Origin of the sequence: Larkinella sp. (genome assembly GCF_965227735.1) — a bacterium.
In the GTDB taxonomy this organism is placed as follows: Bacteria; Bacteroidota; Bacteroidia; order Cytophagales; family Spirosomataceae; genus Larkinella.
Genome location: NZ_OZ245776.1, coordinates 7354285 through 7374338, shown reverse-complemented (window position 1 = coordinate 7374338; position 20054 = coordinate 7354285). Strand labels below are relative to the sequence as shown.

General features: G+C 51.4%; 17 protein-coding genes. 7 read left to right on the top strand and 10 right to left on the bottom strand.

The window, feature by feature from the left end; all coding sequences use genetic code 11:
- Nucleotides 1–47: 47 nt before the first annotated feature.
- The 3 genes from ACO064_RS29215 (at nt 48) to ACO064_RS29205 (ending at nt 3945) form a co-directional block, all read left to right on the top strand.
- Nucleotides 48–1361, top strand: a complete 1314-nt coding sequence (locus ACO064_RS29215) for a hypothetical protein (protein ID WP_421830713.1) — start codon at nt 48–50, stop codon at nt 1359–1361.
- Nucleotides 1362–1583: 222 nt separating this feature from the next.
- On the top strand, nt 1584–3131 hold the full coding sequence (locus ACO064_RS29210; RefSeq protein WP_421830712.1) for a hypothetical protein: 1548 nt from the start codon (nt 1584–1586) through the stop codon (nt 3129–3131).
- Between the two features lie 253 nt (nt 3132–3384).
- A complete protein-coding gene (locus ACO064_RS29205; RefSeq protein ID WP_421830711.1) occupies nt 3385–3945 on the top strand; it encodes an RNA polymerase sigma factor in 561 nt (186 codons plus the stop codon).
- A 1-nt stretch (nt 3946) separates the two neighbouring features.
- Here the strand turns inward: ACO064_RS29205 and ACO064_RS29200 are convergent, their stop codons facing one another.
- The 6 genes from ACO064_RS29200 to ACO064_RS29175 form a co-directional block, all read right to left on the bottom strand.
- The gene (locus tag ACO064_RS29200) at nt 3947–7141 is read right to left on the bottom strand and encodes an efflux RND transporter permease subunit (protein ID WP_421830710.1); all 3195 of its coding nucleotides are present in this window, start codon (nt 7139–7141) and stop codon (nt 3947–3949) included.
- 12 nt (nt 7142–7153) lie between these two features.
- A complete protein-coding gene (locus tag ACO064_RS29195) occupies nt 7154–8311 on the bottom strand; it encodes an efflux RND transporter periplasmic adaptor subunit (RefSeq protein WP_421830709.1) in 1158 nt (385 codons plus the stop codon).
- A 42-nt stretch (nt 8312–8353) separates the two neighbouring features.
- Complete coding sequence (locus tag ACO064_RS29190) at nt 8354–9703, bottom strand: TolC family protein (protein WP_421830708.1); 1350 nt, start codon at nt 9701–9703, stop codon at nt 8354–8356.
- 131 nt (nt 9704–9834) lie between these two features.
- Nucleotides 9835–10344: a shikimate kinase gene (locus tag ACO064_RS29185; protein ID WP_421830707.1), complete on the bottom strand. Its 510-nt coding sequence runs from the start codon at nt 10342–10344 to the stop codon at nt 9835–9837.
- Between the two features lie 25 nt (nt 10345–10369).
- Nucleotides 10370–11518, bottom strand: coding sequence for a BT_3928 family protein (locus ACO064_RS29180; RefSeq protein WP_421830706.1), 1149 nt, complete (start codon nt 11516–11518; stop codon nt 10370–10372).
- Entirely contained in the window at nt 11515–12072 is a 558-nt protein-coding gene (locus tag ACO064_RS29175) for a DUF1599 domain-containing protein (protein WP_421830705.1), read from the bottom strand. The genes ACO064_RS29180 and ACO064_RS29175 overlap by 4 nt, the downstream gene beginning before the upstream one ends.
- Before the next feature lie 90 nt (nt 12073–12162).
- Between ACO064_RS29175 and folP the strand changes: the two genes are divergently transcribed.
- The 3 genes from folP (at nt 12163) to ACO064_RS29160 (ending at nt 14357) form a co-directional block, all read left to right on the top strand.
- Nucleotides 12163–13008 (top strand): dihydropteroate synthase, encoded by an 846-nt coding sequence (gene folP, locus ACO064_RS29170; protein ID WP_421830704.1) that lies wholly within the window; start codon nt 12163–12165, stop codon nt 13006–13008.
- Nucleotides 13009–13053: 45 nt separating this feature from the next.
- Entirely contained in the window at nt 13054–13884 is an 831-nt protein-coding gene (cdaA, locus tag ACO064_RS29165) for a diadenylate cyclase CdaA (protein ID WP_421830703.1), read from the top strand.
- A 179-nt stretch (nt 13885–14063) separates the two neighbouring features.
- On the top strand, nt 14064–14357 hold the full coding sequence (locus ACO064_RS29160) for a hypothetical protein (protein WP_421830702.1): 294 nt from the start codon (nt 14064–14066) through the stop codon (nt 14355–14357).
- Here the strand turns inward: ACO064_RS29160 and ACO064_RS29155 are convergent.
- From ACO064_RS29155 to ACO064_RS29145, 3 genes are all read right to left on the bottom strand, one after another.
- Nucleotides 14343–15821 (bottom strand): capsule assembly Wzi family protein, encoded by a 1479-nt coding sequence (locus tag ACO064_RS29155; protein ID WP_421830701.1) that lies wholly within the window; start codon nt 15819–15821, stop codon nt 14343–14345. The genes ACO064_RS29160 and ACO064_RS29155 overlap by 15 nt on opposite strands.
- Nucleotides 15822–16066: 245 nt before the next feature.
- Complete coding sequence (glf, locus tag ACO064_RS29150; protein ID WP_421830700.1) at nt 16067–17209, bottom strand: UDP-galactopyranose mutase; 1143 nt, start codon at nt 17207–17209, stop codon at nt 16067–16069.
- Between the two features lie 82 nt (nt 17210–17291).
- Nucleotides 17292–17468 (bottom strand): hypothetical protein, encoded by a 177-nt coding sequence (locus ACO064_RS29145; RefSeq protein ID WP_421830699.1) that lies wholly within the window; start codon nt 17466–17468, stop codon nt 17292–17294.
- Nucleotides 17469–17600: 132 nt separating this feature from the next.
- Here ACO064_RS29145 and ACO064_RS29140 point away from each other — a divergent pair, with 132 nt between their 5' ends.
- Nucleotides 17601–18623: a S1C family serine protease gene (locus ACO064_RS29140; RefSeq protein ID WP_421830698.1), complete on the top strand. Its 1023-nt coding sequence runs from the start codon at nt 17601–17603 to the stop codon at nt 18621–18623.
- An 81-nt stretch (nt 18624–18704) separates the two neighbouring features.
- Here the strand turns inward: ACO064_RS29140 and ACO064_RS29135 are convergent, their stop codons facing one another.
- Nucleotides 18705–19913, bottom strand: a complete 1209-nt coding sequence (locus tag ACO064_RS29135; RefSeq protein ID WP_421830697.1) for an FG-GAP repeat domain-containing protein — start codon at nt 19911–19913, stop codon at nt 18705–18707.
- Nucleotides 19914–20054 lie beyond the last annotated feature (141 nt).

Here is a 20054-nt window from a genome sequence, read left to right as displayed (position 1 = left end):
TTTTAGCAATATAATCGGTCCCTAAAACCTTTTATCAAAACAACACCATGAAAGTGCTTCATACCTTCAAATACCTGAGTTTACTGGCCGTGGTTGGCTTCTGGGGCTGTAGCTCCACGAAACAAACCGCCCAGAACGCGGGCGAATTTGATGACCTCTACGGGTCTTCCTCCGATGCGGCCGTCATATCATCGCCCCAAAAAGAGAAACGGCTGGCAAGTCGTCAATCGACCCAACGGTTTAACAACGGTACGTTAAACTCCGACCCGGAGTATTATAACGAGCAGACAGCCGCGCAGTATTCTGACGATGAGTACTACAGTGAAGTTTCGGCCCGCAAGGTAACCCGGGGTATTTCGCCCGATCCGGGCTGGAATACCGATAACGCTTATACCGACGGATTCTCCAACGGTTACAACATGGCCATGATGAATTCAGGCTGGAATCGCTGGGGATGGAACAGTCCTTTCTACGGTGGTTTGAGTTTGGGCATTGGCATGGGAATGATGTCACCCTGGGGATTCAACCGGTTTTACAGCCCGTTCTACAGTCCCTTTGGTTATAGCCCCTTCGGCTTTGGTGGCGGGTATGCTTACAGTCCTTTTGGCTACGGTGGTGGTTTCTATGATTCGTTTTACTCCCCGTTCGGCTATGGCTACAACAGCTTCTACAGCCCTTATTCGTATGGCTATGGCGGTTTTGGTGGTCGTAATGTGGTGGTCGTCAACAATTACAACAACATCGGAGCCAGCCGGAACGCTACGTACGGAGCCCGTGGCGGATCGAGCCGCGACCGCTACAATGGTGATTTTGTCAACACGCCCCGGAGTTATAATAACAACAACGGCGGTCGTCGGTCCGGTGAGTTGAACGCAGCGAACAACAACACCTACTACAGCCGTCCGAACACCTCAGGTTCGACCAACAATGGCACCTACGGTGCCGGTCGGGCCAACAGCCGGGGTAGTGATTATTACTACGGAGGATCCAGCACCAGTGGTCGAACCAGCGCCAACAACGCTGCTACGCCGAGCTACAGTGCGCCCAGCAACTCTGACTACTACGCAGCACCGCGTTCCAACAGCCGGGGCAGCTACACGCCTTCCCCTTCGTCTTCGGTCAATAGCGGATCGCGGTATAGTGCCCCGCAACAATCACGGAGTTATCAATCACCAACGGCACCAACCCGCAGCTACCAGTCAGCGCCGACGCGGTCTTACGAGGCTCCTACCCAACGCAGCTACAGTCCACCTTCACAACCTAGCTACAGCGCTCCCAGTGGTGGCGGTGGTAGCCGGGGCGGATCAAGTGGTGGCGGTGGCGGCTACTCAGGCGGTGGCGGATCACGGGGTCCCCGGTAATATTGAGATCTTTTAACACGGTTAGCCGTGGCTATTGAAAATAAAAAGCCCGTCGATGTTATAATCGACGGGCTTTTTCGTTGTATAATCGTGACGGAATTGTAACCTATGGGTATTTTTCGCGGTTGTTTTTAAACCAAACGGCTCCATAATGCATCTATAGTTACAAATAGATTTACACACAAGTCCGGAACCTGTTTTCACTTTTAGCACACAACCTTTATGAAAAATAGCATCTGCATCGTGGGCTTGCTCCTGTACGCAGGCACAGCCTGGAGCCAGGCTGATATTTACGCCGGTGACGCGTTTCGGTATTCAGAACTAACGCAAACCGGAACCGCCCGGATGCGCGGATTGGGGGGCAATCACGTCAGCATTGGTGGTGATGCCAGCTCAACCTTCGGCAATCCGGCTGGTCTGGGCTTCTACAACCGCTCCGAAATCACGTTTAGCCCTTCGTTCAACATCCTGAATGCCCAGTCGACCTACATCGGTACGCAAACCACCAATACCAAAACAACGCCGAACATCAGCCAATTCGGGGTGGTACTGGCCGGTAACAAACAAAATGAAAACCGGCGCTGGCGCCGGACTGCACTGGGAATTACTTACAACCGTCAGGTGAGTCTGAGCAACAGTTTTGAATTTCAGGCGCGCAACAACCGCAGTTCTATTGTCGATTCGTACATTGTCGATGTCAACAACCGAAACCTGTCCGGTGACCAGATCAATAATCAATACAACGCAAATACCAACGAAGCCAACTTTGCCTCAGCGGCTGCGTATCAGCTTTTTTTGATCAACGGGACGCCTTCTTCTACCAATCCGAATCAATCCGGCCCACCCTATTTCCGCTATGACGCCACTGCGCCAACCCAGCAATTGAACACGTTCACCTCAACGGGGGCCAATTCGCAGTGGACGATCGGATACGCCGGAAACCTGGACGATAAATTGTACGTGGGAGCCTCCCTCGGACTCAGTCGCCTGCGGTATGATTTCGAAAATGTCTACCGGGAAACCGTTGTTGGCGGGGCCGTACTGGATAATTACAGCCAGATCGATAACTTCAGTGTGACCGGAAACGGCATCAATTTTTCATTGGGATTGATTTATAAACCGGACCGTAATCTGCAATTGGGTGCTTCGTTGACCACCCCAACCTTTACCAGTGTGAAAGAATCGTTTGAACAATCACTTCGGGCCGTTGCCCGGGACCCAAACCTTCCCCTAGAACGAAACGAGGTTTTTGTCGTACCCAATAATTTTGATTATTCCCTGACCACACCCTTCCGGGCATCTGGTGGATTGACATATTTTCTGGGTTCGGGAAAAATTGGGTTCATCACGGCATCCGCTGATTATGTAGGCTACTCCGGTATGCGTGTCACCACCAATGTTTACGATGCGCAGGACAACAATGCCTTTAAAAACGATGTTAGAAGAGAAATTCAGAACACCTATCAAAATGTCGTAAACCTGCGGGCCGGTGCCGAAATCCGGGCGGGCTTGCTCCGTATCCGGGGTGGGGTTGCCTATCTGCCTGATCCGTATAAAGTGCAGTTGAATAATATTGACCGCAGCCGGTTGCTGGTCTCCGGAGGACTTGGCTTCCGCACCGATCGCTTCTTTTTGGATGGTAGTGCCACCTACAATACCTTTAAATCGGCCTATACCCCGTATACACTGCCCAATACATCGGATTTTGCCTCTGCCCAGATTGATTCGAAGCTGACGACAATTACCCTGACTGCCGGCGTGTTTTTTTAAAACAGAAGTGTAATCAGAAAAAAGCTTCCCGCTGTCGGGAAGCTTTTTTCGTTTGTGTGCAACTCTAATTTTTAGGTATTTTCCTTTGGTCACACATTTTTTAACAGGCCAATTAATCACATCCGGAACAATTTTAGCCTACTGGAGTTAAGTAGTATAATTAGCCTTACTGAGTAGCTGGTTCAAAGAATAGGAATAGACCAACTGGCTACAAATCCAATTAATCGATCACATTACTATTCTTCTTTACCTTTTGAAAAAGCCTTTTACTACCACTTCTGAAACAGATCTGATCGAGGGCCTTAAAACGCACAGCCGGGTTGCTTTCAGCGAACTGTACGATCGGTATGCCGCCACACTGCTCGGTGTGATTACCAAGATCGTCAAAAACGAAACGGAAGCCGAAGATTTGTTGCAGGATACCTTCGTGAAAGTGTGGAAGAACATTCACCGGCATGATCCGGCCAAAGGCCGACTCTTCACCTGGCTCCTTAACGTCACCCGAAACACCGCGTTAGATTACCTGCGGGCCAATAAAAAAGCCCCACAGGCTGAGATTCCACTGGATGGCTATTTGCCGGGGATGAGTGTGACGTTGAACAACGTGGGCTACATCGGATTTAGTGATGCAGTAAACACGACCCTCGATCCCAGACATTGGCAAATTATCGAACTTGTCTACTTGCAGGGCTATACCCAGCAGGAGGTTTCGGAATACCTCAATTTGCCACTGGGAACCGTAAAAACCTGGACCCGCATCGCCCTCATTCAGCTTCGGCAGACGTTTCGGCGGGATCAGTTCGCGTTTCAATAATTTACAGGTTTACCCCGTCGTTTTCCTGAAGCTGCAAGGCCGGTTTTTTTGCCATTTCCTTCAACTCCGCCAGTTTCTTCTTTCCATAGGCCAACCGGGTGATGGTCACAAACAAAACCGGCACCACAAAAATAGCCAGCGAGGTTGCCGCTAACATACCTCCGAAAACCGTCCACCCAATGGTCTTCCGCGCTACCGCACCGGCTCCACTGGCAAATACCAACGGTAGTACACCCAGAATAAACGCCAGCGACGTCATAATAATCGGACGAAGCCGCAACTTGACGGCGTCGAGCGTAGCCTCCAGCAAATCCACCCCCTTGTCGACACGCTCCTTCGCAAATTCCACGATCAGAATGGCATTTTTGGCCGCCAGACCAATCAGTGTGATCAACCCTATTTGCGCATACACGTTATTACTCAGGTACGGAATCAATGTCAGGGTCAGAATGGCACCGAAAGCCCCAATGGGAACCGATAAGAGAACCGCAAAGGGAACCGACCAGCTTTCGTAGAGCGCAGCCAGAAACAAAAACACAAACAGAATCGACAGCCCGAAAATATACACGGTGCTGGACCCCGAACTAATCTCTTCCCGACTCAAACCGGAAAAGTCATATCCATAACCGGCGGGCAGCACTTTGTCGGCCACTTCGCGCAGTGCATCGATGGCCTGGCCACTGCTGTAGCCCGGTTTTGGACTCCCGTTGATTTCGACGGAGCGGAACAGGTTGTAGTGCGAAATCAGGGGCGCATTTTCAATGACCTCGGTTTTGATGACCGTACTGAGCGGCACCATCGCTCCGGCACGGTTGCGGACGAAATACCGGTTTAGTTGTTGAATATCAGCCCGATAGGCCGTATCCGCCTGCGCCACCACCCGAAATTTCCGGCCATACACTATGAAGTCGTTGACGTAGACGCTTCCCAGATAAGTCTGCATGGTTGTATAAACCTCACTGACGTTAATGCCCAGTTTCTTGCATTTCTCCCGGTCTACATCCACCCGGAAAGCCGGTGTTTTGGACGTAAAGTAGGTAAAAGCCCGGGCAATTTCCGGTCGCTTGTTCACCTCCGCCACGAACGTCTGTACCACTTTATCAAACGCCCGAACGTCGTCTGTGCTTTCGCGCTGCTCGATTTCAAACGTAAAACCGGCGGTTTGCCCTAAACCGGGAATGGCCGGGGGCGGAATGACAACGACACTGGCTTCCTTAATGCTCGACAGGGCGCGCTGCAGTTTCACCACCACCGAGTCGATCTGAACCGATTTATCTTTTCGTTCATCCCAGGGTTTCAACTGGGTAAAAACCGTTCCGCTGTTCGATTTGCTGGAAAACGTGACGGCATTCAAACCGCCCAAGGCGGAAAAGTGAGCCACATACGGTTGCTGTTTCAAAATGTTCATCACCCGGTTCAGCACATCCAGACTTCGGGTAGTTGAAGCCGCTTCCGGAATTTCGTAAGTGATGATCACGCGCCCTTCATCTTCGGTTGGGATAAAACCGGTCGGTTTGCTCTTGAACAGAAAACCGGTTCCAACAAACAGACAGGCCAGCAGCACCAGCACCAGCGGTGAGACTTTGATCAGCCGGTTGACGCCCCCGCCATAGGCGCTGCTCGTTCGGTCGAACCACTTGTTAAACCGGAAGAAAAACCAGTTCAGCCCCTTCGATTTCTCATTCATCTCCGTGGGTTTCAGCATCAGCGCACACAAAGCCGGCGTTAACGAAAGGGCGACAAAAGCGGAGATCAGCACCGAAACGGCAATGGTAATGGCAAACTGTTGGTAAAGTCGTCCTACGATTCCGGGTATAAACCCAACCGGAACAAACACCGCGGCCAGAATCAGGGCAATGGCCACAACCGGCCCCGAAATATCCCGCATGGCTTTACGCGTGGCTTCTTTAGCCGATATTTTCTCGGTATCGATGTAATGCTGCACAGCCTCGACTACCACGATGGCATCATCCACCACAATCCCGATGGCCAGAACGAAGCCGAACATGGTCAGGGTATTGATCGTGAAACCGAGCGGAATGAAAAAGGCGAAGGTCCCCAAAATCGAAACCGGGATGGCCAACACCGGAATCAGGGTTGCCCGCCAGTTTTGCAGGAACAGAAAGACCACGATCGTAACCAGAATCAGGGCTTCAACCAGCGTTTTGACCACTTCATCGACGGAGACCTGCACCACCGAAACCGACTCGAAAGGCACCACATAATCGATGTCTTTTGGAAACGATTTCTTCAGTTCATCCATAGCGGCATAAACACCTTTGGCTGTTGAGAGGGCGTTGCTGCCGGGCAATTGGTAGAGGAGAAGATAAGCCGCCCGGTTGCCGTCGACGAAGGAATTGCTGACGTAGCTGAACTTCCCTAACTGCACGCGGGCCACATCTTTCAGGTAGACGATGGACCCGGTTTCGGGCTTGCTGCGAACGACGATATTCCGAAAATCTTCTTCTTTACTGAGCCGACTGTTCGTAAAAACCGTGTATTCAAACGCCTGTGACGATTGCTGGGGCGGAGCACCAACCGACCCAGCCGCCACCTGGAGATTTTGCTCCTGCAAAGCCGCCACCACATCGCCGGGTGTCATGCCCAACTGCGCGATCTTGTCCGGTTGCAGCCAGATTCGCATACTGAAGTCATCCGCACGGGAAAAAATGTCGCCGACGCCTTCCACCCGCAGCAGCGCGTCCCGAATAAAAATATTGGCGTAGTTATCCAGAAAAGAAACGCCGTGGGTTTTGTTGGGTGAATAAATCGCCACCAGCATGAACAAACTCGGGTTCCGCTTGCGAACCGTCAAACCGAGCCGCGTTACTTCCGAAGGCAATTGCGGTTGAGCAATTCCGACCCGGTTTTGAACGTCGAGGGCGGCAATGTTCACATCCGTTCCGACGTCGAACGTGACGTTCATCGTCATCCGGCCATCACTGGTGCTGTTGCTTTGCAGATACAGCATGTTGGGCGTTCCGTTGACCTGCGTTTCGATGGGCGTCGCCACGGTTTGTTCCACCGTCTGGGCATCGGCACCGGTGTAGGTTCCTGTCACCTGCACCACCGGGGGCGTAATGTCCGGGTATTGCCCAACCGGAAGTTCCAGAATAGCCAATATGCCCAATAAAACGATGACAATGGAAATAACGATGGCCATCACGGGCCGGTTGATGAACGTATTGGCAAACATGTTTAAAGCTGATTAGTGGGTTTGACCGGTTGTTGAGGAGGGAGCCTGCGCAACGGAAGCAGAATCACCTACAACTTTCACCATCGCCCCTTCCCGCAGTTTCTGAATTCCTTCTGTCACAATTTTATCACCGGCACGAATTCCGTCTTTGACAACAATATTGGCTCCAATGCGGTTGCCCAGCGAAACTTTCCGTTGAGACACCTTACTGCTGTCGCCGACCACATACACAAAATATTCGCTCATCTGCTCCGTCACGGCCTTATACGGAATTAGCAGCCGCTGGCCCGATTCGCTGTTCAGAACCCGGAGGTTGCCGTTCATGCCAGACTTCAATAACTTTTGTTTGTTGGCGAAAAACAAGCGCACTTTCAGGGTTCCGGTTTGCGGGTCGATGGCCCGGTCGATAATTCCGATCTTCCCCGCAGCCTGATATGGCGTTCCGTCGGGCAAGACAAAAACAAAAGTCGAGTCGGTCACTTTCCGGTTTTGAAAACGCACGAAGCGGGCAATGTCAGTTTCATCGACCGAAATGTCGACCGCAATCGGATCATCGGACGAAATGGTATTCAGCAGGGTTTGCCCAGGCGACACAGCGGCTCCCAGTTTTACCTGCGAAATGCCGATGGTTCCGGTCAGGGGCGCTTTGATGGTCGAATAATTCAGGTTGGTTGAAACCCGCGAGACATTCGCCCGGGCAGCCGCCACCTGCATTTTGGCCGATTCGAGGGATGCTTCGGCATTGTCGACCACCTGCCGGGCAATGGCATCCTGTTTCGCCAGTGTATTGTAGCGATCCGCGTCTTTCTGCGCCCGGTTCAGGTTGGCCAGTGCCACATTGACGTTGGCAACGGCTTCATCGTAATTCGCCTGGTATTGCTGTTTGTCGATTTCGTAGAGTTTCTGTCCCCGCGTAACGACCTGCCCTTCCGTAAAGAAAACACCGGTGATATAACCCGTAATCTGCGGATAAATTTCCACCTGATTGAGCGGGGTTACGGTTGCGGGATATTCGTCGTAATAGGTGGCGGTTCCCTGACTGGCCACGGCCACAGCCACGGCTGTCGGCGGAGGTGGCCCCTGCTGGGCTTGTTTTTTGTCACCCCCGCAGGCCGTCAAAAAAACCAGCAAAACAACGGGTATGGAAAGCTTGTATAAGCGACGGTTCATTCGAAATGATGGATAAAGACTGCGTTTCATATTTTCTGATTACTAATTCGGCACCGTACCCAACGCCCGCTGAACATCCAGTTTACTGACCAAAACCTTATAGAGCGCATTGAAGTACGTCAACTGGGTGGTTCGCAGATCGTTTTGGGCGATGATCACATCCAGATAGGCTCGAACGCCGGAGCGGTATTGCAATTGTATCACCCGATAGACGTCGTTGGCCAGATCAAGATTTTCCTGCAACGCCCGGTAAGTGGCCAGATTACCCTTGTAATTCGCCATCGCCTGCCGGTATTCGGTCGTGACGGTGTTCGAGAGATTCGTCAGGTCCCACTGGGAACGCTGAAGCTGCAATTCGGCAATCCGGGATTCCTGCACCCGCCGGCCACCCTGGTAAATCGGCAGGGCAATGGTGAGTCCAATGAGTGAATTCGGAAAGTTCCGGCTGTATAGCTGTGCAAACTCGCTGTTCTGAAACACAAAATTGTAGTTGGCCGAGGCCGAAACCGACGGCAGATACGCCCAACGGTTATACAATACGTTGGCCTTCAGCAATTCCTGCTGGGTTCGCAGCAACTGAAACTCAATCCGGCTTTCGGGTTTAATGAGTTGGGTCGTGTCGATGTAGACCTCATTGGCGAGTTGCAGCGTATCGTAGGTCACTTTGAGTTCGCCGTTGGGCGGAAAGCCCATCAACTGCTTCAATAGCTGGGCTTTCCCGCCAATTTGCTCCTGCGCCTGTTTGCGTTGCGCCCGTGAATTGTTCAGGGCAATGGCGGCTCGTTTGTAGTCCGTCCGATCCACCAAACCGCTCTTGTACTGATTCGTGGCATCCTGCAAACTCCGCTCCAGCCGGACAATGTCACCGTCCAGAATATCCACCTGCTTTTGGGTCAGGATCAGATCGTAGAAGGCTTTGCTGACGTTGACCGTTACATCGATCTTGTTATTAACCAGATTCTGGCGGGCCTGATCGCGGTACGTATCGGCGGTGCGGCTGGCCAGCAACACATCCCGGTTAAAGAGATTCTGGCTGAGGGAAAACTGGATATTCGAGAGATTGGCAACGCCCACCGTGACGGGAACCCGTTCGGGAGAGGTTGGGTTACTGAAATTTGGAAAGAGCGAAACGGGTAATTTGAGATACCGCTGGAGGCTGTAATTCCCGGAAATCTGCGGCAGCCAGCTCGACAACGCACTGCGAATCGTTCGCTCGGCAATCAACTGATCCAGTTCAGATTGCTTTATAACGGGCTGGTGCTGCAATGCATACTGAATACAGCTTTCCAGCGTAGCCTGTTGTAACGTAGAATCAGTGGATGGTTGCGAATACGAAAGATAAGACCCAAAACTAAGCAGGCAGGCAATCAGGTACTTTTTCGCTACGATCATATCAATATACGGCGCATATTACCATTTAAAACCGCACTGGGACAGTGCAAACTGTATAGAATACACATTGATTGTTTTAAATGGTTCCTGGAACCGGAAAAGATTATTGAACTGCCCGCTGCCCGGCAACTTTACAAATACCCTTCAATCTGCTTACTCAGTTCTTCTACAGCGATTTCTCCGGGAACAATTAAATCTGCCTGTGTATAATAAATCCGACGGTCATTGTACTTCTGACGCAAATTTTCGAGTAAGGCAGGGTCCTGTCGGCTAAAAAGCGGCCGGTCATCCTGAGCGTGGCGCAACATGCGATCGAGCAGGTGTTCCGGCGATACATCCAGAAAAATGCTGAATCCATTCGCCTTGATGAACGCCATGTTCTCGTGAAAACACGGCATTCCGCCCCCCGTTGCCACCACCAACCGGCTGTTGGGCTGAATGTTGTGCAAAACCCGGCTTTCGACTTCCCGAAAATACGGTTCACCGTCGCTCTGAAAAATGGCGTTGATACTCCGTCCTTTTTCTTCCCGAACAATCAGTTTATCCGTATCGACGAACCGATACGCTAAATGCCGGGCCAACCGTTTTCCGAGGGTACTTTTTCCCGACGATGGCATTCCGACCAAAAAGATATTCTTCATGTATTACGCCCTGCCAGGCAATCACTTAGTTTGTAGTCAACAACGCCAGCGCTTCCTCAGGAGTTGGCGTATCGGAATGGTGCCATTTGCCTTTCACGACTCCGCCACTGATCAGCCACAAACCGGGGTTGGAGCGTACGATGGTTTTCAAAACCGTCGCATCGGCTTTATAGACCGGAACAGAAAGCTGGTATTCGTGCCGAAAATCGTTGATTTCCTTGTCACTCACCGACGTCAGAATCATCGGCATCACGTTCTTGTCCTCGACGCCTTTCATTAGTTTCCGGATGGCGGGCATGTCGCCAATACTCAGATCGTCCAGTTCCCGGATAATCAGCATGAGTTTAGTCCCTTCAAAGGTGGACTGTGTAAAGTCGCCTTCGTCGTTCCAGACCCGGTAATCGGTAATTTTGGGTTTGGCCGATTCGTTCAGCAAAACCATTTCCTTGAATTTGTAGGTCGTGTCGGTGGGGTATTTTTCCAGTTCCACTTCCTTCCCGTCTTTCTCCATTTTATACGAAAACCGCAAGGGTTCCGAGGGTTGCATCTGCGTCGGTATGCTTTTCCCGACGGCGTATGGCAGCAAATCGAGTGGCGGCAAATGCTGAATGGCGAAAACGCCAATCCCGATTGCTACCACGGTGGCCATTCCGACCAGAAAACCGGTGGGCGTGTTGCGGAAGACCTTCCGTTGCCAGATGATGACCAGAATCAGCACCAGCAGGAAAATGTCTTTGCTGAACGAGGTCCACGGTTTTAATTTAATCGCATCGCCAAAACAGCCGCAATCGGTCACTTTGTTAAAATAGGCTGAATAGAAGGTTAAAAAGGTAAAAAACACGATCAGAGCCAGCAGCACCCAGGAGGTGAACTTAATCCGGTAGGACAGCAGCAGGGCTACCCCCAGCACCACTTCGGCCGCACAAAACATGACCGACAGAATGAGCGTGAAAGGAATCAAACCGTGAAAAAAGCCCGCCAGCGACGGCACATCCAGCGCAAAAACTTCGAAATATTCGGTGAATTTAATCTGGGTGCCAACCGGGTCGTTGATCTTGATCAGACCCGAAAAAATAAAGATGGCTCCCACAATAAAACGGGCGGTTTGGGCCAGAATACGCTGCCAGAGCGCGGTTTTTCGAACGGGTGTGGTCCGGACTTTACTGGTGTTCATCGAGGTACAGAGGTTTCTACTACATCTAATTTTATCAAACAGAACACGGCATAGTTAATGATATCCATGTAGTTCGCGTCGACGCCTTCCGAAATCAGGGTTTGTCCCTGGTTGTCTTCAATTTGTTTCGTACGAAGCAGTTTCATCAGGATAATGTCGGTCATCGAACTGACCCGCATTTCGCGCCATGCTTCGCCGTAATCGTGGTTTTTGGCAAACAGCAACGCCATCACATTATTTACCTGCCGGTCATACAATGCCATGAGTTCGTCCACCGGAACTTCCATCTGGTCGCTATCGGCCAGCTCCAGTTGAATCAGGGCCATAACGCAGTAGTTGATGATGCCCATAAATTCCGGGATCACCCCTTCCGCGACGCGCTGCGTCCGGAGTTCCTGCAAAGTCCGAATCCGTTGCGCTTTGATGTAAATCTGGTCCGTGATGGAGGGCAGTCGCAGAATGCGCCAGGCCGTACCGTAGTCTTTATTCTTTTTCTGGAAAACCTCTTTGCAGAGTTGAATGACTTGCCGATATTGAGCTTCGGTTTGCAACATACGTTGGAATCTTCAGTTATCCGTCTTCAGGAGCCACTCGTTTTCTACAGATGTCTGAAGAAAGGCAACCGATGACCACCCACTAATTTCATGCCGAAAGTTAAGAAAAAAACGCTCAATCTCCGGGGAAATGTTCTGGACCTGACCACACCCGTGGTCATGGGAATCCTGAACAGCAACGCTGATTCGTTCTACGCCGACAGCCGCATACACTCTGTCGATCAGGCGGTTGAACGGGCGGGCATCATGCTTTCCGAAGGGGCCTCCCTGCTCGATATTGGCGGTTATTCGACCCGGCCGGGTGCTGCAGATATTAGTGAATCGGAAGAACTAGACCGGGTTCTACCCATGATCGAAGCCCTGGTTCAGCATTTTCCGGACGTTCGGATTTCGGTCGATACATTCCGCTCTTCGGTGGCGCGGCAGGCTGTTGAAGCGGGTGCAGTACTGGTCAACGATGTTTCGGGCGGCACACTTGATTCGCAGATGTTCGAAACCGTCGCCGGGTTGGGCGTTCCGTACGTCCTGATGCACATGCGCGGAACCCCGCAGACGATGACCCGACACACGGTTTACAGCGATCTGGTGCCGGATGTTCTGTTCGAGTTGCAGCAACAACTGGCGACGCTGCGGGCCCTGGGACAGAAAGACGTGCTGATCGACCCCGGTTTTGGATTCGCCAAAACACCGCAGCAGAATTTCCAGCTTCTGAACCAGTTGGAAGCGTTTCAGACGTTCGACGCGCCGGTGCTGGTCGGACTGTCGCGCAAATCGACCATCTGGCGAACGCTGAACATTCAGCCTGAAGATGCGTTGAACGGAACAACGGTTTTGAATACGCTGGCCCTGACCAAAGGGGCCGATATCTTACGGGTCCATGACGTGCGGGAAGCAATGGAAGCCATTACGCTGGTTGCAAACTATCAGCCAGTCTGATGGCAACGACCGCCTGTACCCCATTAAAAAAAGAGACGCGCTAGTATGAAAATTGGTTTTCTCGATATCGAATGGTTTGATGTGCTGGACGTTCTGTTACTGGCCTTCCTGCTCTATCAGATTTATTTTTTGGTCAAAGGCACCATAGCGAGCCGGATTTTTCTGGGTTATCTGCTCGTTTATTTGCTTTATCTGGTAGCAAAAGCCATTGGGCTGGAATTACTGACCACCATTCTGGGGTATTTCATCAGCGTGGGCGCCCTGGCATTGATCATCATTTTTCAGCAGGAAATCCGGCGGTTTTTGCTCATCATCGGCAAATCGACCAACATCGCTAACAGCCGGTTTGTGATGCGGTGGTTTCGCCAGCCTTCGGTGACTGAACCCACGACGCCCCTGAAACCGATCATCGATGCCTGCAAATCCATGTCGTCGGAATTTACCGGCGGGCTGATCGTGATTGCCAAAAATGACGATCTGGACAAATTCATTCAAACCGGCGACGGACTGGACGCCCTGGTTTCGAAACGATTGCTGCTTTCCATTGCCGGGCAGTATAGTCCGCTGCGCGACGGGGCCGTCATCATTTCCGAAGACCGGATTCGGGCCGCCCGCTGTATTTTGCCGATTTCTGAAAACGACGAAATTCCGACGACGACGGGGTTTCGCCACCGGGCTGCCCTCGGTATCAGTGAAGTGACGGATGCCGCAGCCATTGCCATCTCCGAAGAAACCGGTCGGATATCCCTGGCCATCGACGGCGAACTGTACCCCAACATTGCGTCTGCCGAACTGGAAGAAAAGCTCCAGCAGTATCTGATCGACCTCAACCGGATTAAGCGACGGGAGAACGGAAAAGACGCTTCCGTGGAATAATCAAATGTTACTCATATTTTATTTTAATTAACTACCAATCAACGAACTAAAAAATACGAACACTTAAAAAACCGCTAGCTAACTTTGGCCATATTATTGGGTGCTTTTGCATACAATTATAAATCCGGGAACGTAAACTGCAGCGTAAATACGACGAATCAAATCATCAACTGCAGCTCATGTTAACTCGAATTGAATATAACCAGCTCCCGCTACCCAAGAAAGCCGATTTACTTTGGCGTTACGGACACCACCTGATGAATCGCTCTTCTCCTCCGTTTACGGTTCGTTTGTATGCCGTCGGCGATTTTTTCGTTGAAGCGTATTTTAGCAAGAGTCCGTATTACGAAGGCAACCATGAACTACAGCATGTCTTCTCACTCCGCAGCCAAAACCGGCGGAAATCAAGAAGCCAGCATCCTTTTGAACCCTATTTAGATCAGATCGACCTGCATCAGCTACTCCGGGTCTAATGACTGGCGGTGTTTTAGAGAATGGGCCTGCCAGTTTTTCCGAAGGCTGACGTAAATACCAGTACTATTGGTATACAGTTTCCCCAAATCGCTGGCCATCGAAAGGGTGGCTTGCGCACCTTCCAGCCAGGTAACCGGAAAGCTGACGGAAATCAGGGACGAAAACTGACGGGCTCGTTTAGGAAACGGCTGGGTGTAGGTTCCATAGTTGTCACTCAGCGACCCTTTCAACTGAAAAATATAAGTTGACCGGAAACTACCCACCAGCCCCAGGTGCATCACCCGTACGCGGTTGTTGTTCGTAAAGAAGAGGAGTTGTTCTTTGTAGGAACGCGGCAGGTCCGGCTTAGCATCCATAGCAGGGGTAATAAAAGGCGTTCCAATGGTTCGGCCTCCATACGACCAGCCGTCGATGTATTGACCGTGGTTGAAATAATTATCCGAACCCCGTTTTTTATTTTCTGTGCTAAATACCGAGCCTCCCTGGCTTTTCGTAAACAAAAACTCCACAACGGCCGTCTGGATCTGCCAGGTCCGGGTGGTCGGCTTGAGATTCCGGAAGCGCAGGCCATTCAGCCCGTCGGCAAGGTTGGTCAAATAGTACAGTGACCCGTCTTCATAGATGCTCTGGCGATAAAACAGCAGTGTGAATGATTTCCGGACTATTTCCAGTCCAACGTCGACTGTGCCGAGGTGGTTTCCCACCCGGTTCCCGCGATCGTTTTTACTGTATTCGGTCGTATCGACGGCATCGCCTTTGGCCGCCAGCGAAAGGCCGGTGATGGCATTCAGATAATTGGTAAAACCGGTGGGGAATCGCCCGTTTTTGATCACATCATCCCCGGTTATGACCGTACTTCGACCAGCCCATTGCACCTGATGATTCAGTCCGCCATAAAACCGGACTGGCCAGTTCGGTTTTCCAATTCGACCATAAAGTGCCTTTTGATGGAGATACGAATGCGTTACCGGCCCCTTGTTGTCAAACCAGCCGTGGGCATACAAACCCCGGAACGCAATTAGTCCCCGGGTAAAACCGATGGGCGTATAATCCGCCAGCGAAAGCTGGATTTTAGGCATCGGCAGGGCATTCCCCGACCAACTGTAGGAGCCCGAACCAACAGCCGTAGAATCCGCCAGCCCAATGATCTCCCGGCGTCGACCAACCAGGATTTCAAAAACGCCCCATTTCCCTTTGACATAGGCTTCCGGAATCAGTAAGACCGATTTTGCCGCGACTAAACCAACGCCTTCAAAACCGTACCCCCATGCCGTCCTGCGGTTTTTACCGGTATACTCGGCCCGGATGCCAGCACGTGCTGTCAGGAACGGGGCTGTGTTCGGAACAATGCCGGATTGGTTGGTGCGAAACCAGAAGGGTGTTCGGGCTGCAGAACTACCGGATGCGCCCAACTCGGCAAACAGTCGGATGGGCGGTTTTCTGATGACGGTTACTACACCCAAAGAATCCTGGCTAAAAACAGGGGAAACCCAAAAAAAGAGGCTAAACGTGATCAGAAAAAGTATCCGCATACAGCATCGTGAAAATTAAACGCACCGGTTTACTTTAGACGCTGTTTCGATTCAGAAGTAATCGTTATCGGACAAACATTCTCAAATAAATATAAAAAAGCCATTTCCAGCCTTGCCGCGCCCACAAGGAAGCGCGCAAAAACCGGAAATGGCTATCAATTGAGTTCGTATTTCTTTTATTTCGTTGGCACTTTGCCTGCGGCAACTTCCGCCAGCGAATCGGCCCCTACCAGTTTCTTATACAAGGTCAACGCCTGCGCAACAACCTGATCCATGTTGTAATAGCGGTACGTTCCCAGACGTCCTACGAAATACACATTCTGCTGTTGATCAGCCAGTTGCTTGTACTTTCGATAAAGCTCGGCATTTTCCGGCATCGGCACCGGGTAATACGGATCACCTTCTGACTGGGGGTATTCGAAGGTTATGCTGGTTTTGGTGGGGTGTTCCTGGCCCGTCAAATGCTTGTACTCCGTGATGCGGGTATAGGCATTGTCGTTCGGATAGTTGACCACGGCCACCGGCTGGTGCCACTCTTCGTTGAGGGTTTTGTGCTCAAAATGGAGCGAGCGATACGGAAGTTTACCGAAACAATGGTCGAAATATTCGTCGACCGGGCCGGTATAGATCAACTGATCGTAGGATAAAGTTTCTTTCACCTCTTTAAAATCCGTCCCCAGCATCAATGTAATGTTCGGATGATCGACCATTTTTTCGAACATCTTCGTAAAACCGTGCAATGGCATCGACTGAAATTCATCCGAGAAATACCGGTCGTCCTGGTTGGTCCGGGTCGGAATCCGGGACGTTACGGACTTGTCGAGTTCGGAGGGATAAACACCCCACTGCTTTTTGGTATAGAACTTGAAAAACTTCTCGTACAGATCGCGTCCTACCTGGCTCACCACCACATCTTCCGACGTTTTGATATCCTCGACGGGCTCACCGACGGTTTTGAAGTATTCGCCCAGTTCTTCAGACGTAAAATTTTTGCCGTAGAGTTTATTGACGGTATCCAGGTTGATCGGGATGGGCAGCAACTGACCCTCGACCGACGCCAGCACCCGGTGTTCATACGGACGCCATTCCGTAAAATTGGACAGATACCCAAACACTTCCGGCGAGTTGGTGTGGAAAATGTGCGGGCCGTAGAGGTGGATTAAGATACCGTCTTCGTTGTAATAATCGTAGGCATTTCCGCCGATGTGGGGGCGTTTGTCGAGAACCAGAACTTTTTTTCCGGACTGGCTGGCCAGGCGTTCGGCCAACACACTACCGGCATATCCGGCTCCAACAATTGCAAAATCGTAATGCTGCATAAACAGACAAAAAGGGTGGTTTTTACGAGGTTAAAAGTAGCAATTTTTCTCCAATCGACCGTTGCGGGACGGTTTTCCTTATTTAACGTACCAAATACTTGCGCCGAACCGCATTGATGAGAAACTTTTTTTGGGTAGTGAAGCTCTCCGGATGCTGTTGTTCAAACTCCGCTTTCCAGACCGAATACCGCACGGGTTCCTGCTGCTGGAATCGGTTTTCGTCGATCTTCTTACTGACCAGGTATTCCTCAAAAGTCATGGTTAAGATGAAAGTGGTTGGAAATGAGCTATTGGAAATCACCCGGTAGACTGACAATTTGGCGCACATCGGTGCATACCGGCAATTGGTACAGGGTTTGAAAGTTGCATTTACAACTAAATTAGTCTAATCATGGAAATACAACGCATAACCGATACCGGATCAGCGTCCATTCCCGGAGGATTCACCGACCGGGATGCCCCGCTGCTCGATGCCTACTCCAACACGGTGGTAAATGTAGCAAAAAAAGTTAGCCTGTCGGTGGTCCAGATCAAAGTAAGCGGTCGGGCCAAAGAAGGGCCGCCATCCGTCCGGGGGCGCGGCCAGGCAGATGGTGGAACGGGGTCGGGATTCATCATTTCGTCAGATGGTTACGTTATCACCAACAACCACGTGGTGGCGGGTGCAACCAAAATTGAAGTAGCCCTGCCCGATGGCCGGGATTTTGAAGCCACCCTGATTGGTCGCGACCCCGCAACAGACATTGCGGTTATTAAGATTTACGGCGAAGGTCTCAAAGCCATTCGCTTTGCCGATTCCAACCTGGTGCAGGTCGGGCAAATTGCCATTGCAGTTGGCAATCCGTACGGTTTTCAGTATTCGGTTACAGCGGGAGTCGTCAGCGCGCTGGGCCGGACGCTCCGGTCGGAATCCGGCCGGTTGATCGATGATGTGATTCAGACCGACGCGGCTCTGAATCCGGGCAACTCGGGTGGTCCGCTGGTCAATTCACAGGGTGATGTGATCGGTGTCAATACCGCCGTGATCCTGCCCGCGCAGGGAATCTGTTTTGCGGTTTCGTCCAATCTGGCTGCCCTGGTGGCCGGAAAACTGATCATGCACGGGCGGGTTCGTCGCGGGTACCTCGGCATTTCCGGTCAGCTCATCAACCTCACCGAACGCATCAAACAATACAACCATCTGAATGCCAAAACCGGGGTAATTGTTGTGAGCACCGAAGCCGACGGCGTTTCTTACAACAGCGAACTGCAACAAGGCGATATCATTGTCGAATTCAACCGGCAGGCCGTTGCCTCCGTCGACGATCTGCATAAATTGCTCACCGAAGAAACGATTGGACAGCGCATTTCGATGGCGGTTTTGCGGGAAAACTTCCGCCAGAGCATCGTGGTCATTCCGGGCGAAATTACGTAATGTTCCCTTAAAAAAAACGGTCCGGAATCCCGTCCAGCGACACCGCTCAACGGGATTCCGGACCGTTTTTTTTGTTCAGGGTTATTTCTTTTTCTGTTGCTCGAAAACGTGAACTCCTTTTTTGTTGCCCACGGCGATGTCCGGCAATCGGTCACCGTTCATATCTTCCACGACAACGTGTAAGCCTGCGCCGGAGTTGTTGTCGATCTCGTGCGGGATCCAGGAGGGATTTTTACCGGGTTTGAACTCAAACCAATACAAAACCGCCGGTTCTTCCCGGCCCGGATCATTGTCTGTCTTATTATGGGCATAATACCGTTTTCCGGTTACCAGATCGGGCTTTTTGTCGCCATTCATATCGACCAGCGCCAGATTATGGGTTTGAGAAATCGTCTTGTGAATTTCATGCGTCGTCCAGGTTGGATTTCCTTCCGCATCTTTCCCCTGTTCGTGCCACCAGATGCCGTATTTGTGAGCCGATGAACTGATGACATCGTTCAAACCGTCGCCGTTCACGTCTGTGATGTACATCTGGGCGCACTCTTCGCCCAGTTTGGCGGGATGGAACGTCCAGTTGGAGCGTTTCGGATCGGTCTGGCCTTCCCACCAGCCCGTATGGATCACTACATCCATTTTTTTGTCGCCATTGACGTCGCCAAAGCCCAACCCGTGGGTATACATGTGCGTTCCGGGCGTATTTTCGCCCTTGCTGATCACAAACCGCTCCCACTCATCCGTAAAATTATTGTCAGGTGACCGCAGCCAGATGATTTCCTTGGCCGTCGGGTCGTTGCAAATAATGTCGGCCCGGCCATTGCCATCGACATCCACGAACAAGGGCGACTCGTTGCCGACCGAGGAGTGGATGGGATGAACCTTCCAGAGACCGGGCTGGTTTTTCGGATTTTCGTGCCAAACCGCCGATTTCCCGGGGAAATCGATCCGAATCATATCCACCCAGCCGTCCTTGTTGACATCCAGCGCGAAGTTCAGAAAAGAGTTGCTGTAGCCCGTGCTATACGAGAATTTTTCCGGTTTAGCCAGCTCGTGGGGTGTCCAGTTGGGGGCTTCAAACCAGTAAGCTCCGGCCATGACATCCTTTTTCCCATCTTTGTTAACATCCCCGACGGTGGCGCCTTCGGCAATGAAATCGCTGGTCAGTACACTTTTTTTGAACTGAAGCTCGGTTCCTTTCTGGGCGTGGCCGGTCAGAATTCCCAGCGCCAGACAACTGGTCAGAAGCCAGCCTTTCCGGGTAAACGACGCCGTGGTAATCGCTTTACTATTCATTTTATATCGCGGTTGAAATACGATGTTCTACTACCGTAGTAAGCAAACAAGCGGTTTTTTGTTCAATTCTACTCGGTATCAATGCCTAACCGGCAAATCCTGACCTCCCAAAGCCAGTCCAAACCGGTTAAGAGTGCCCTC